The following is a 14291-nucleotide window of genomic DNA, read 5'->3' as shown; positions in this document are numbered from 1 at the left end:
ACAGGAGAATTGGCGGGCGATCGGAGGATCGAGTGCTAGGAAAACCGCTGAGCCTAAGTCCGGCGCGGGGAGCTGCAACGCCGGAGAGTTTTATTTGAGAGAATTAATAATTGGGATCAGATTGAGGATTGTAGCAAGACTTGTTTAAATTGGTATAAGTTTTGTGAAGATAGGAGCAAATATAACATTTTATGGTATGGTGAAAACTCATCACACAGAGAATTATTGATTTGACTCGAATTTTTGCAATCTAATTTTTATCATGCAAAAAGCTTCTAATCGGTTCGCTGAATTTGACTTGATCCGCGCTTTAGCGATTGTCAGTGTTGTGATTACTCATGCTGGCTTCTCGGCATTTCGCGATCGCAGAATTTTGTTTGTCGCGATCGATACATTTCAACTGTTCTGCGTACCTGCATTTTTACTTCTGAGCGGTTTTTTCCTCACCAACAAACTCGACAATCAAAATAATCCCGGACAGGTAGTCAAAAAAAGACTGTCAAGAATTATACCACCCTACCTGTTTTGGTCAGTAACTTTGTACATCTTAAATAATTGGAACTCACTCCAAAAAATTGATTTGCTTTCATTGCTCAGAGACATCCTGACAGGCTCCGTGATGCCTCCCTATTACTTCATCGTTGTAATTATTCAATGCTACGGCTGGTGGTGGCTGCTAGTGAAATTAAGAGTTTTAGAACCCAGAAAAGTTTTGACCTTGGGTTTAACAATTCAAACAATTTTTACCGTATTCTTTTACTTAACCGCTCTCAAATACATATCAATACCTCTACCTTTGATGGAGCGCTGGATTTTTAGTTGGATTTTGCCATTTTCAACAGGTCTATTTTTGGGCGCAGTCTATGACAAAATTCAACCAGTTCTCGAACGCAAAAAAATTCTAGTTTTAGGAGCAACAGTCCTCTTTTATCTAGCAAGCATTTGGGAATATTACCTGCTCAGCGGAGTTACTGCGGAGGCATGGTTTTTCCGCTCGTTTTTTAAACTATCTGCCCAAGGATACGCAATTTTGTTCGTCTTGTCGATCCTCGCATTTTCTAAAAATATCGCACTTCCAAATAGAGTATCGGGATTAATCAAAATATTGGCTGCTTATTCATTCCCTATATATCTCCTAGATTCGACCGTCGTGAAATATGTGTTATTAGTATATTATAAGTTTATTGACCCAGTACCTCCGCTACTGAAGCTCAGCTTTTTAGTTACAGGCACTTTGTGCGGTTGTTTGGCGATTATTTACCTGTTGCAGAAAGTTTTGCCCAAAAAATACAGCCAGTACATTCTGGGAATTTAATCGGATTTTGTGTTTCAGCGAATGTCTTCATAAAACTGCTTGAGATACCTCGCAGGAACACCAAATCCCCACAAAAAACCGATCGCAAGATAGATAGCAGTTGCTTTCAATTCGCCCCAATGCGCCACTCGGCGATCGCTACTTTCCACAACCCGATTGACTAACTTCAGTCTCCCCCGTAGCACCAACTTCAAACACAAATCCGCTTCCTCCATAATTGGTAGCGCCGCATCGAAACCCGCGCATTCCCAAAAATCTGTCCGGCGGCAAAAAATAACTTGATCGCCAAACAGCAATCGCAATCCTTTAACAAACAAATGAGGGCGAAATAACAGCGGTGCGTAATAAGTTTTCAGGTAATTGTGCAGCGAAAAACCCCATCTTGTTTGCTGCGAACCTGTCATTAAAGAAATAAATCCGCCGCCGACAATTTCGGCATCGGATAATGTGTTTTGGATAACTGCTACCATGTCGCCGGGAACTAGAGTATCGGCGTGGAGGAAGCAGAGAATTTCCCCTGTAGCGGTTTTTGCACCTAGATTCATTTGCACGGAACGTCCCGGCATACTGCTAACAATAACACGGGTGGCAGCGGAAAGTGCGATCGCCACTGTTTCATCTTGACTACCGCCGTCTACCACCAAAACCTCCCAAGCCGGAGGATCGAGGATGCTGAGTTGGCGGAGGGTGCGTTCTAGACAAGTCGCTTCATTCAGGACGGGGATGATAATAGAAACGCTAGCCATCAGGTTGAAATTTATGCCAAAACTATTATAATAAAAAACTGTGGCGATTGACAACTGCCGCTGTATCTTCCACTAATCAGGACTAAAAAAATCGTGCAGAAAACAGAAGTAAAAAACGATTTAGAATTTTACGATGAAAATGCTGATAATTGGTGGGACGAAAATGCTAAAATCTATGCTCTCTACCATCTCAACAAACCCAGATTTGAGTTTTTCGACAGACACGCGACCAATTGGCGAGGGCTGAAAACCTTAGATGTCGGGTGCGGCGGCGGTTTTTCCTGCGAGTTTATGGCCGAGAGGGGCGCTGTGGTTTCGGGAATAGATCGATCGCAAAAGTGCATTGTAGCAGCTCAAAATCACGCAGTTACCAGCGGTTTTGAGATTGACTACAGGCAAGGTTTTGCCGAAAATATGCCCTACGAAGACAATACCTTTGATGTTGTAATTTGCGTGGATGTTTTAGAACACGTTGCAGATTACAAACAAGTTGTGTCAGAGGTTCACAGAATTCTCAAGCCCGGAGGAATGTTCTTTTTCGATACCATCAACCGAACTTTTTCCTCGCAAGTGGTGATGATTGGCCTGATGGAAAATATTTTGCAAGAAATTAGGCGGGGGGTTCACGATTGGGAAAAGTTTATTACCCCGGAGGAACTGTCTGCGGTAATGCGAGATACGGGTTTTGGGAATATTGAAATTAAAGGTTTTGATATGTTTGGAGAAATGGGTTCTGTTTTAGCCCAGATGCACGGTTTTTGGGGGAATTTTACACGCGGAAAGCAGTTGTTTCCTTCCGGGGCAGTTTTCAAACAAGCGGCTCAACTTTTAACAGTTAATTTCGCTAACTATATTGATTACAAAAAGTCTGGGTTGTTTAAAATCCAAATCAATGAGGATACGTCGATTATGTATGTGGGCGTAGGGGTGAAAAATTAGACGGTTAATTGTTGATAGTTGACTCTTGCCATTAGGGGCGGGTTTGAGAGGGATTTGTGCGATCGACCAAATCCCCCTCAAACCCGCCCCATTTTTTTAGACATAACTGCATATAATTTGCAATTATTTTGGGATTTGACCGATCGCCATTTCCACCTCTATCGCCCAAAACCACCGCTCTGTATAAATTTAAGGCTGTAATTTCGTCAACTATCTCCAATGCAGCCACCTTTTTGTTACAAATCTTAATATTTAATTATTGATATTTTATCTAAATTGCATGGTAGCTTATTGAATATTAATTGCAATAACTACCGGAAGTTAACAGTACCTGGAGGTCAATCACCGTGACAGCAGCAATAGTTTCCGCGTCAGCCTCGCGAATCAGCGACGGACAACCCACGGACAGCCAAAAACTGATGAGTTTGGGTCAAAATTCCGAAATACCCGACCTCGATCGCTCCAAAGATGTCACCATAGCCGTCTTAGAAGGAGTGGGAACTCTCACGGTGTGCGATCGGACAGTCACTTTAACACCGGGAGTATTTGTGTTTGTACCCGCCGGCATCCCGCGCACCCTAAAAGTACAAACGACGCTGAATTTGTTACTAATTGACTGCGAAGCAGATCCCGATATGAGCGAGTCAGCTTGGTTAATGAATTTTCAACTTTAAACAAGATGAAAAAACAGTGCCCTTGCTGCCTTGACTCACTAATTTCTCAGGTTAGCCACAACCGCGTCTACTGGTTTTGTCTGAATTGCAGGCAAGAAATGCCAAATTCCGACTCAAAAAAAAGAAATCTCAACCACTATCAAATTTCACATTCGGAGTAACAATGTCAAAAGCAATTGGTCTTTTCTACGGAACTACAACTGGCAAAACTGAATCTATCGCTGACATGATTCGAGATGAATTTGGCGGCGATATCGTAACTTTGCACGACATCGGTCGCGCTGAGTCTGATGATTTCGCCGAATACGAATGTCTGATTATCGCTTGTCCGACTTGGAAGATCGGCGAACTGCAAAGCGACTGGGAAGGTTTTTTTACCGAACTTGATGATATTGATTTTAGTGGCAAAAAAGTAGCTTATTTGGGAACTGGCGACCAAGAAGGCTACCCGGATAATTTTATGGATGCAATGGGGATTTTGGCTGAGAAAATCTCGGATCAGGGCGGTGAAACTGTCGGTCAGTGGCCGGTAGATGGCTATGATTTTAATGAATCTAAAGCTGTAGTTAATGGCAAATTTTTGGGTTTGGCGATCGATGAAGACAATCAATCTGAGATGACGGAAGCACGGGTTAAATCTTGGGTGTCTCAACTCAAGAAAGAATTTGGTATCTAGGATTACTTGTACTTGTTCCCAGGCTCTGCCTAGGAACCAGTTATATCAATTCCGGTTGCACCGGAATGACAAGCGAGGAGACGGCAGTGCCGTGTCCCTACAATATTATTTTGAGTAGGGACACGGCACTGCCGTCTCCTAATTTCTTTCTTCCTTCTTCCTTCTTCCTTCTTCCTTCTTCCTTCTTCTATAGTTCAATTTCCAACTTAAAATTGATGAGATTTACTTCAGATGATGTGCTGTGGCTAAGTGCCAGTCCAAGTTTGCAATTATTCGATCGCTATGAGCTTGACTACTTAAATCAGTCAGTACCAATCCAAATATGGGAATACGAACAAACGGAAGACGAAGGTTGTTCCTTAGATGTCGCTGTTGAGTTACTGCATCACTATTTAAAATTTCGCGCTCGCCCAATTCATCTAATAGGCCACAGTACCAGTGGATTAGTTGGTTTAATGTATGCCCGTCGCTATCCTCACAAAGTAAGTTCTTTAGCACTCTTAGCTGTCGGCTTGCCATCTGCGATTAACTGGCAAGCTCATTACTATAAATATCTGGCGGCTTTTCCTTGGAATCGCCAACAAGTTTTAACTCAAATGGTTGGGGATATGTTGGGATAAAAAAATCCGTATATAAATCAAAGATTTATTTCATATTTTGAAGAAGATTTAGAACTTTCGCCTTCCCCTCACTCGTTATTTAGTACGATAGATTTCTCTGATGAACCTGTAGAAGTACCTTTGTTAGTATGCAGCAGCAAAACTGATTTTGTGGCATATCCTGTTGTCGTGCGTCGCTGGCTTAAATTGCTGAAAAAAGGCGATCGGCTTTGGGAATGTAAAGACGGTAGGCATTTTTTCCATCACTTTTATCCAGAACAAGTTGGGGAAGAGATACTGAATTTTTGGCTATCGATACACAGTCGCCAACCGATTTTAGATTTGAAGTTCTAAATTTGCGATCGCCACTATTGATATAAATAAGTAACAAGTTTTGGGGTGCTAAAAGCAGTCTGCTCGCCATGCTGCAAAAATTTACTATCCTGTCAACTCTTTATATATTCAGGATTTGCAGCACTACCATCTCCCGGCAATGAAAATTTACGGTTGATGTATTATCATAGATTAATGAGTCTTATTCTCAATAAATAATTGTGAAAAATTTAAAAAGTGCGATGGCTACGCCCCGGCGTGCGCCTACGAAAGCAACAACAGCTCAATCAAGAGTCCGCCGTTTTCGGGTACCGCTGAGCCTCAAAATTATCGTGCCGTTTCTAAGTGTATCCGTCACTCTATTGTTGTTAGTGATACATACAGTCAAAATCGGATTTGCCAATACTCTCGAAAAAGGAGTGCGCGATAGAGTTGAAAACCAAGCAGCTTTAGCCGTGCGAGACTTCAAAAATCGATCGGATCAATTGACAAAGCAAGCCAAATTATTATCAGAATCACCAGAAGTTATTCGGGCTTTACAACAAAAAGACACAGACATCTTGCGTCAAGATATATTATCTCTACAAACCACTTTAAAACTAGATTTAGTCAACGTAGTAGACGCACGCGGCGACATAGTAGCAGAGTTGCGAGAAGAGTGGCTCACAGGCAATAACTTGAGCAATCGCGCAGCGATAAATTCAGCACTCAAAGGCTTATAAAAGTCAAATTTCGTCAGCATTGACGGCAAACCACAAGCATTGCTAGTAGGATTTGCACCGATTAGAAGCAATAATACGATAATTGGCGCTGTACTCATAGGTTACTTAATCACAGACGAACAATTGCAGCAAATCAGCATTGATACTAACAATATAAATTACTTTGCCATCTTCAAATTCGACCAATTAATAGCGACTAATTTTCCCGAGATTCGCTCGAAATCTTGGCAAGGATCTGCACCACAGACATCGACAACTAAAATTGATATTGAGCGCAAATCTTACATCATGCAAACGGTATAAATGTCGGATATAGGTGACAGCATAAAGCTAGCCGTATTTAACCCAATGGCAACAACGCAGCAAACACAATTAACTTTATCTAATAGGCTCGATAGTTTCTTTTGGGCAGGAGTAATTCTAGCCACTATTGTTGGTGCCGTAGTCAGCCGAATTATCGGAAAACCAATTCTTGACTTAACTAAAGATGTGAATTGGATGGCAAGCAATGAATACTTTTCTGATAAAGTACCCATTCCCTCCGCTGATGAAGTAGGTCAACTTGCGGAAGCTTTCAACTTTATGATAGAACAAGTAGAAAAGCGCGATCGTACACTCAACCTACAGTTGCACCAATTAAAACAAACGCTTCATGATTTGAAAAATACTCAATCTCAACTAATTCAAGCCGAAAAAATGTCCGGCTTGGGATTGATGGTGGCCGGAATCGCTCACGAAATTAACAACCCAGTTAACTTTATTTATGGCAACCTCTGTCACGCTAACCAATATACTCAAGATTTGCTCAGACTTGTAGGACTTTACCAGCAGGAATGTCCGAATGCAAGCGCGCCGATTCAAGAGTACATAGAAGAAATTGAACTCGACTTTTTATCAGAAGATTTGTCTAAGTTGCTATCTTCTATGAAAATGGGAACCGAGCGCATTCAGCAAATTGTTTTGTCGCTGCGAAACTTCTCTAGGTTAGATGAAGCTGAAATGAAACCAGTCGATATCCACGAAGGAATTGACAGCACACTATTAATTTTAAACAGCAAAATCAAAACAGCCATTAAAGTCATTAAAAATTATGGACAATTGCCCTTAGTAGAGTGCTATCCATCGCAGTTAAACCAGGTATTTATGAAGATCACAGCCAATGCTGCTGATGCACTGCTTAGCAATCCAAATCTGCCAAACAAGCAGATTGAAATTTCCACTGAAATAGTAGGAATAGATCGAGTGGTGGTTAAAATTAGAGATAACGGTACAGGGATTGACCCGGATGCGATCGATAGGCTATTTGACCCATTCTTTACTACTAAACCTGTGGGCAAGGGAACTGGTTTAGGGTTGTCAATTTCTTACCAGATTATCGAGAAACATCAGGGGAAAATAGAAGTGAATTCGGAAATAGGTGAGGGAGCAGAGTTTGTGATTTATTTGCCGATTAAAGCCCGCATCAGAGAAGGCGCTTGTCTTTGCCAGAGTTAAGACACTTGTTTGAATTTACAGCATATTCTATGTATGTGTGGTACACATAATCTTCTCGTCAGTAAGGTGCGTCGCCCTCAAAAATCTGCAAGTTATATCTAAGATATCGCAGATCCGCACCCTACGGATTAACACCACACAATATAGTTGCTACTGTACTTCATTAACCTGGAATATCCTGTAATATCAGTGCGTCAGGAACTAGCTTTTTGATTAATGGCAAATATCTCGACTGACGCACCCTACCTATCATCAATCATGAGGATATTGATGCTGAATATGGTATTACTACTAATTCAACTTAGAACGAAACAATCGCATTCCATTTGCTGTCACAATTAAGGATGTTCCCGTATCTGCAAGCACTGCAACTGCTAACCCGACAAATCCAAAAGTTCCCAACAACAAAAACAGCGCTTTTGTGACTAAGGAAAAAATCACATTCTGCCGAATTACAGATACAGTACGGCGGCTCAAATCGACTGCATAGGCGAGTTTTCTTAAGTCGCTACCAACTAGCACTACATCGGCGGTTTCTAGTGCGATATCAATGCCGCCAACTGCAAAGCTGATATCGGCGGCTGCTAAAGCTGGGGCATCATTTATGCCATCGCCCACCATCCCTACAGCCCCAAATTTTCGCAATTCTTGAATCTGTTGCAATTTGTCTTCTGGGAGCAGTTCTGCTTTATACTCAGATAGGTTGAGCTGTTCAGCTATTTGGGCTGCTACAAAAGTGCGATCGCCCGTGAGCATTACCAGTCGCTTCAGCCCCATCTGTTTGAGCGAATGTACCGCCTCCGCAGCTTCCAGCCGCAAGCCGTCAGCTAAAGCAATGATGCCCAATAAACCGCGATTGCTGCCTACCAAAACAGGGGTTTGTCCTAACTTTTCAATGTCATCTAAAAGAGATAATGTTGATTCTGAAAGTGCAATATTTTGATCTGCAAATAACCTGCGATTTCCTGCAAGATAGAGGTTGTTGCCGAATTGTCCGCTAATGCCTTTACCCAGATCGGCTGTAAAGTTTTCAGGAGTTTCTAACTGAATTCCCTGTGCCTTGGCTTGGGCGACAATTGCCTTAGCTAAAGGATGTTCCGATCGCTGTTCCAAACAAGCTGCAATCAATAATACCGCACTTGCGCTCAACTCTCCCAAATCGTACACTTTTTTTACTATAGGTTTGCCTTGGGTCAAAGTTCCGGTTTTATCAAAAGCAATACTCTGGAGTTTTCCAGCAGTTTCTAGCCCATTTCCACCCTTGAACAAAATGCCTTGACTGGTGGCGGCACCAATGGCGCTGACAATTGAAACAGGAGTAGAAATTACCAAAGCGCAGGGACAGGCTATTACTAACATTACCAGCGATCGGTAAAACCAAACGCTGAATGGTTGACCAAAAATTAAGGGCGGAATTACTGTCAGGGCGATCGCGCTTACAATTACAATCGGAGTATAAATCTCTGCAAACCTGTCCACCCACTGCTGAGTCTGGGCGCGACTGGATTGGGCTGATTCGACTAAATGAACAATTTTAGCAACCGTGGTATCGCTAGAAATGTGGGTGACTTGAACTTCCAAAAAGCCAGTTTGATTTAAAGTTCCCGCAAAAACGCGATCGCCCGTTTCCTTATCTTCCGGGATAGATTCGCCCGTAATTGGCGATTGGTCGATCGCAGAATTACCCGATACAACTATACCATCCAAAGCCACCTTTTGTCCGGGGCGAATTGTCAGAATTTCTCCTACTTGAATCTCCTCGACGCGCACCGTTACTTCCTGATTATTGTCGCGCTTGACAGTTGCCGTCGGAGGTGTAATATCCATTAAACTAGCAATGGCGCTGCGAGTGCGACTGAAAGTGAAAGTTTGCAAAGTTGTTCCCAGACTAAACAGGAAGATAACCAACGCCGCTTCAAACCAATCGCCTAAAGCCACCGCGCCAATTACCGAAATAGTCATCAACAAATTCATGTCGGCGCGACGCAAGCGCAACTCCATCAGGCCCGCGCGGGCGATCGCAAATCCAGCTACAATAATACCGATACCGTAAAAAGCCCGCGATATCCAAATTGTCAGGGCTAAATGCTGAGTTAGCAATCCCAGGATTAATCCTATTCCAGCTAAAATTACACTTTGTCCCCGGCGATTGCGAATCCAAAATTCCCAGTTTGTTGGGTTGGTTTTTTGAGCTTTCTGGACTGTAGAATGCTGGTGGTGGTGTTCGTGGTGGTGTTCGTGTTCGCCCGAACAACAGTCCTCCTGCGAGGATACTGCTGCGGTAGGCTGTTCGATCGTGTAGCCTAGAGTTTGAATGCGATCGAATATTGCTTTTTCGCTTACTTGTTCGGGGTCGTAATTTAACCGCAAACTTTCTGTTGCAAAAACTACATTGATGTCGGTAAGTCCGGGAAGTTTTTCCAAGCCTGCTGCTACGGTTTTGGCGCAGTTACCGCAATCCATGCCGCCAATTTTAGTTTGTAGCGTTTTGAGGGAAGGAGTTTGAGTCATCATCAGTATCCTTTTGAGATTTTAGAATGATTATCACAATTATTGAACATATATTCATGTGTATGATTAAATGGTAGCCTAATTTTATTGGATTTGTGAACAAGATTTTTTTTAATTAACCCCAGAGGGCGCAGGAAACGGCAGTCGCAGGAGACAGTAGTGCCTTTCGTCGTGTCAACTTAACGTTAAACGTAGCATCGGTCTTTTGTCGCTTCCCGGTAGCTCATCGATCCCCCCTAACCCCCCTTAAAAAGGGGGGGGACAAGAGCGTCAAAGTCCCCCTTCTTAAGGGGGATTTAGGGGGATCGAGACGCTCGGTAGAGGCGAGGTTTGTCATGGCTCTTCCTTGATGCGCTGATTAAGTTAATGGCAATTTGCAGAAACTGGTTCTTTTACGGATGCGGATTTATCGGCATTTACCCACACATAAATCTCCGTTGCATCGTCGCTGCAACTGTGACATCCGCCGCACTTCTTGGCTTCTGCCATTTTACTGATGCGGCCTTTACGCATGAGGCGGTTCAGCATTCCGCGCAAAGCATCGCCATCCATCCGAAAATGAAGTTTTAAATCGGCGATAGATGCTCTTTTGTTTTGGGAAATAAACTGTTGAATTTCGCTTAAAATCATGGTTTTTCTCCTTTCTTTGTTAACGTAAATTTGTCAGGTGCGTCGCTGTTATATTGTCATTTCTTTTGAGAGATTTTCGAGGGCGACGCACCCTACGGCTACTAAATAATGCCCAGATAGGATTTTTTTGAACCGCAGATTAACGCAGATGAACGCAGATACATTTAATTCATGACTTCGCGCCGTTTGGGGCGTGTTGCACCAGCTATTCTTAATCCCGCAAGTGTCAGCGCCATAGCTATTGCCAGTCTCACTACCCAGATAATTGAAGATTCTGGATGCTCTGCGTATGTCGCAACTTGATAATAAAGCACTGCAACCCAGTAACCTAAACCAGTAGTCCAAGCACCCGCAAATATTGTCCAACCTAAGTTAGTTTCGCGGTAAAGCGCTGCCGTTGCGGAGACACAAGGAAAGTACAGTAATACAAACAGTAAATAGGCAAAAGCCGCAGTGTTGGAACCAAAGCGTTGCGACATTTGTCCGTAGGTGCTACCTGAAATACCTTGCTCTTCTGCTGCTGTTTTTTGGTCTGTAATATTGGCGGAACTTAAACCGAGGGGGTCAAAAAGTTGACCGGGCAGTTTTGCGAGATTCTCTGGAATGCTGAGATATGCTTTGCTCATGCCGCCCCAAAAACTAAATTCTTCTGCTTTTTCTGGTGCTGCACCTGTTGCTGCTTTTTGTTCGTCTGCTAGTTCGGTATAGAGTGAGTCTAAGGTTCCCACCATGACTTCTTTGGCAAATACTCCTGTTAGTAAACCGACGGTGGCAGGCCAGTTTTCTTGGGTGATTCCCATCGGGGTAAATACGGGTGTTACTGTGCGGGCAACTGCGCTCAAAATTGAATCTTTGCTGTTTTCTTTGCCGAAGGAACCGTCGGTGCCGACGGAGTTCATGAATCCGAGTACAATCACCATAAGTACGATCGCAATTCCGGCCTTTTTGATAAAAGCCTGCAATCTGTCCCAAGTCCGCAACAGCACGCCTTTCAGTTTGGGAATGTGGTAGGGCGGGAGTTCCATCACAAAGGGTGCAGCTTCTCCTTGCAGGATGGTGTTTTTTAAGATTAGTCCGGTGAGCACTGCTGCTAAAATTCCTAACAGGTAAAGCCCTAACACCATATTTTGACCGCCGACTTGGAAGAATGCGCCACAAAATAGGGCATAAACTGCTAATCTGGCACTACAAGACATGAATGGATTCATCATAATCGTCATTGTGCGATCGCGCTTATTTTCCAAAGTCCGCGTCGCCATGATTCCGGGAATATTGCACCCAAAACCGATCATCATCGGTACAAAGGATTTGCCGGGAAGTCCGACAAATCGCATTAATCTGTCCATGACGAAGGCTGCCCGTGCCATGTAGCCGGAGTCTTCGAGGGCAGATAAACACAAGAACATCATCCCAATTTGGGGAATAAAAGTAGCTGTGGTTTGAATGCCACCGCCAGCACCTTTTGCCAGCAGTCCGATTAACCATCCAGGAGAATTGACGCTTTCTAAAACAGCAGCTAAACCGTCTACGAAAATTGTCCCGAAGAAGTTGTCAAAGAAATCGATAAATACTGCGCCAACGTTAATCGAAATGGTGAACATTAAGTACATCACCATCAAGAATACGGGAATGCCCAACCAGCGGTTAAGCACAATTTGGTCGATTTTGTCGGAAACATTGGTTTTGACTTCCCTGGAAGATTCGGCGACGCCTTGGGTGAGGGTGCGGATGAAGGTGTAGCGGCTGTCGGCGATGATAATATCTAAGTCGTCATCAAGGGTTTCGTGGACTCGGCGGCGGTGCGGAACGACTATTTTTTCTAACTCTGTATCGGCGAGTTCCGGGGCGACTTCATCCTGGTATTCTAGGAGTTTCAGGGCAGTCCAGCGGGCATCGACGTTGCGATTTGGGCTGTGTTGTTCGATATGCGGTATTAGTTGGGCGATCGCATCTTCGATGACAGCCGGATAAGCTACATAGGCAGATGGTACGATCGGCTTAACCAGCGCCTTATTCACAGCATCGCGCAACAAAGGCACCCCGTCATTTGACGTAGCACTCATCGGCACTACCATACAGCCGAGGCGTTCTGCGAGTTTGCTAACATTAATTCGGATGTCTCGTTCTTTGGCAACATCCATCATATTTAGTGCTACTATCATCGGCACCCGCATCTCTAAGATTTGGGTGGTGAGATACAAATTTCGCTCTAAGTTGGAAGCATCAACAATATTAACAATCACATCAGCTTCGCCAGATAGCAAATAATCTCGCGCTACCAATTCATCGAGTCCGGTATCTCCATCTTCGGCATCGATAGAATAAACTCCCGGCAAGTCAACAATAGTAATTACAAAACCGTCGTGAGGGTATTTTCCCTCTTTGCGTTCGACTGTTACTCCCGGCCAGTTTCCCACTCGCTGGTTAGCACCTGTCAAAGCATTAAATAAGGTAGTTTTGCCACAGTTGGGGTTGCCCACCAATCCAATAATTTGCTTAGCCATTATTCCACCTCCTCTATAAATAAGGTATTGGCTTCCTCTTTGCGCAAACTGAGTTTGAAACCCCGCACTAGGATTTCTACGGGATCTCCTAGGGGTGCGTGGCGAGTGACGGTAAATTCTGTTCCCGGCGTCAATCCCATTGCTAACAATTTGCCTTTGTAAGCGCGGGCTGTTTTGTCATAGCCAACTACTCGGCCAGTGCTGCCAACAGCTAAATCCCGCAATTGCTTCTTTTCGCTCATTTTTTTCTATTGGTTATTGGTTATTGGTTATTGGTTATTGGTTATTGGTTATTGGTTATTGGTTATTGGTTATTGGTTATTGGTTATTGGGGATTGGTTATTGGTTATTGGTTATTGGTTATTGGTTATTGGTCATAATATCAGTTCCAAAAACTAATCTAACTGTAGGAGAGCTTCCCAACTCTGCTCTCATCAGTCATTCCCAATCCCCAATCCCCAATCCCCAATCCCCAATCCCCAATCGAAGATGGTATAACTTCTTTTTCACCTCCAATGTCCAATGCCCAATACCCAATGCCCCTAATTCCGTTAATTAGTACACATAATTTTCTGTGCCATACCAGCCCCCAAACCGATGCGGTTGTCGCCAATTCCCACAATCACCGAGCCCCCAGAATTGCTGACTATTTGAACTTCGATGCCGGGGACTAATCCCATGCCGATGAGGCGTCGCACGGTGCCTTCTGAACCTTTGAGTTTGACTATCCGCAGCTTGTCGCCAATGCTTGCCATTGCCAGCGGGAATGATTTACCTATAGCTAAGTCTGGCTGACTTTCTGTACCTTCTGCTGTTGTAGAGACTTCTGGTGTCTCGCCGTAAAAGGTAAAAGCCCCGAACTGTCTGTGGTTTAGCTGTTCGTTTGGCTGGCTGTATTCTTGGGTGTTTTCTTTCATCTGTTCTGGTTGTCGATCGATTTTAGTAACAAGCTCTTTGGGCTTGCTGTCAGCAGCAACTTGATATTTATTCTCAATACGCGAGGCACGCCACAGTACACATAGCAAAATTCGTCGTTTGAGCGAACTCGTTCCCTTTTTGATCTTTCGGGCGCAGATATTGCCCGCGCCGAGGATTTCGACTGATTTTGGGCGATCGGCAAGTTTTATCTCTCTTGCGTTAGATGCCAA

The 14291-nt window shown here is 43.7% G+C and carries 16 protein-coding genes; 9 read left to right on the top strand and 7 right to left on the bottom strand.

Features of this window, described 5'->3' with window-relative positions:
• Positions 1 to 262: 262 nt before the first annotated feature.
• Complete coding sequence (locus tag QUB64_RS11975; protein ID WP_333269481.1) at positions 263 to 1315, top strand: acyltransferase; 1053 nt, start codon at positions 263 to 265, stop codon at positions 1313 to 1315.
• Positions 1316 to 1329: 14 nt separating this feature from the next.
• Here QUB64_RS11975 and QUB64_RS11970 read toward each other — a convergent pair whose 3' ends face one another.
• Positions 1330 to 2061 carry a TIGR04283 family arsenosugar biosynthesis glycosyltransferase gene (locus tag QUB64_RS11970; RefSeq protein ID WP_333269482.1) on the bottom strand — a complete coding sequence of 244 codons (732 nt, stop codon included), beginning with the start codon at positions 2059 to 2061 and terminating at the stop codon, positions 1330 to 1332.
• 93 nt (positions 2062 to 2154) lie between these two features.
• Between QUB64_RS11970 and ubiG the strand changes: the two genes are divergently transcribed.
• Complete coding sequence (gene ubiG, locus QUB64_RS11965) at positions 2155 to 3000, top strand: bifunctional 2-polyprenyl-6-hydroxyphenol methylase/3-demethylubiquinol 3-O-methyltransferase UbiG (RefSeq protein WP_333269483.1); 846 nt, start codon at positions 2155 to 2157, stop codon at positions 2998 to 3000.
• A gap of 31 nt (positions 3001 to 3031) precedes the next feature.
• Here ubiG and QUB64_RS11960 read toward each other — a convergent pair whose 3' ends face one another.
• The gene (locus QUB64_RS11960) at positions 3032 to 3229 is read right to left on the bottom strand and encodes a hypothetical protein (RefSeq protein ID WP_333269484.1); all 198 of its coding nucleotides are present in this window, start codon (positions 3227 to 3229) and stop codon (positions 3032 to 3034) included.
• A gap of 118 nt (positions 3230 to 3347) precedes the next feature.
• On the opposite strand from QUB64_RS11960, the gene QUB64_RS11955 reads away from it, so the two are divergent.
• From QUB64_RS11955 to QUB64_RS11925, 7 genes are all read left to right on the top strand, one after another.
• Positions 3348 to 3674: a cupin domain-containing protein gene (locus QUB64_RS11955; RefSeq protein WP_333269485.1), complete on the top strand. Its 327-nt coding sequence runs from the start codon at positions 3348 to 3350 to the stop codon at positions 3672 to 3674.
• A 163-nt stretch (positions 3675 to 3837) separates the two neighbouring features.
• Positions 3838 to 4350 (top strand): flavodoxin FldA, encoded by a 513-nt coding sequence (gene fldA / locus QUB64_RS11950; protein ID WP_333269486.1) that lies wholly within the window; start codon positions 3838 to 3840, stop codon positions 4348 to 4350.
• A 215-nt stretch (positions 4351 to 4565) separates the two neighbouring features.
• Positions 4566 to 4970, top strand: coding sequence for an alpha/beta fold hydrolase (locus QUB64_RS11945; RefSeq protein ID WP_333269487.1), 405 nt, complete (start codon positions 4566 to 4568; stop codon positions 4968 to 4970).
• A 150-nt stretch (positions 4971 to 5120) separates the two neighbouring features.
• Positions 5121 to 5303, top strand: a complete 183-nt coding sequence (locus QUB64_RS11940) for a hypothetical protein (RefSeq protein WP_333269488.1) — start codon at positions 5121 to 5123, stop codon at positions 5301 to 5303.
• A 200-nt stretch (positions 5304 to 5503) separates the two neighbouring features.
• Positions 5504 to 6004 carry a cache domain-containing protein gene (locus tag QUB64_RS11935; protein ID WP_333269489.1) on the top strand — a complete coding sequence of 167 codons (501 nt, stop codon included), beginning with the start codon at positions 5504 to 5506 and terminating at the stop codon, positions 6002 to 6004.
• Between the two features lie 39 nt (positions 6005 to 6043).
• The gene (locus QUB64_RS11930) at positions 6044 to 6307 is read left to right on the top strand and encodes a hypothetical protein (protein ID WP_333269490.1); all 264 of its coding nucleotides are present in this window, start codon (positions 6044 to 6046) and stop codon (positions 6305 to 6307) included.
• Positions 6308 to 7498 carry an ATP-binding protein gene (locus QUB64_RS11925; protein WP_333269491.1) on the top strand — a complete coding sequence of 397 codons (1191 nt, stop codon included), beginning with the start codon at positions 6308 to 6310 and terminating at the stop codon, positions 7496 to 7498. It abuts the gene before it with no gap.
• 291 nt (positions 7499 to 7789) lie between these two features.
• On the opposite strand, the gene QUB64_RS11920 is transcribed toward QUB64_RS11925, so the two are convergent.
• The 5 genes from QUB64_RS11920 to QUB64_RS11900 form a co-directional block, all read right to left on the bottom strand.
• Positions 7790 to 10012, bottom strand: coding sequence for a heavy metal translocating P-type ATPase (locus QUB64_RS11920; RefSeq protein ID WP_333269492.1), 2223 nt, complete (start codon positions 10010 to 10012; stop codon positions 7790 to 7792).
• Positions 10013 to 10372: 360 nt separating this feature from the next.
• Entirely contained in the window at positions 10373 to 10639 is a 267-nt protein-coding gene (locus QUB64_RS11915) for a FeoC-like transcriptional regulator (RefSeq protein ID WP_333269493.1), read from the bottom strand.
• A 164-nt stretch (positions 10640 to 10803) separates the two neighbouring features.
• Positions 10804 to 13143 (bottom strand): Fe(2+) transporter permease subunit FeoB, encoded by a 2340-nt coding sequence (gene feoB, locus QUB64_RS11910; protein ID WP_333269494.1) that lies wholly within the window; start codon positions 13141 to 13143, stop codon positions 10804 to 10806.
• Positions 13143 to 13385: a FeoA family protein gene (locus QUB64_RS11905; RefSeq protein WP_333269495.1), complete on the bottom strand. Its 243-nt coding sequence runs from the start codon at positions 13383 to 13385 to the stop codon at positions 13143 to 13145. Before QUB64_RS11905 ends, feoB begins: the two co-directional genes overlap by 1 nt.
• Before the next feature lie 309 nt (positions 13386 to 13694).
• Positions 13695 to 14291: a FeoA family protein gene (locus QUB64_RS11900; protein ID WP_333269496.1), complete on the bottom strand. Its 597-nt coding sequence runs from the start codon at positions 14289 to 14291 to the stop codon at positions 13695 to 13697.

The organism is Microcoleus sp. Aus8_D2, assembly GCF_036702665.1.
Lineage (GTDB): Bacteria > Cyanobacteriota > Cyanobacteriia > Cyanobacteriales > Microcoleaceae > Microcoleus.
The sequence above is the reverse complement of the archived record's forward strand: the minus strand, read 5'-3'. Positions and strand labels throughout refer to the sequence as shown.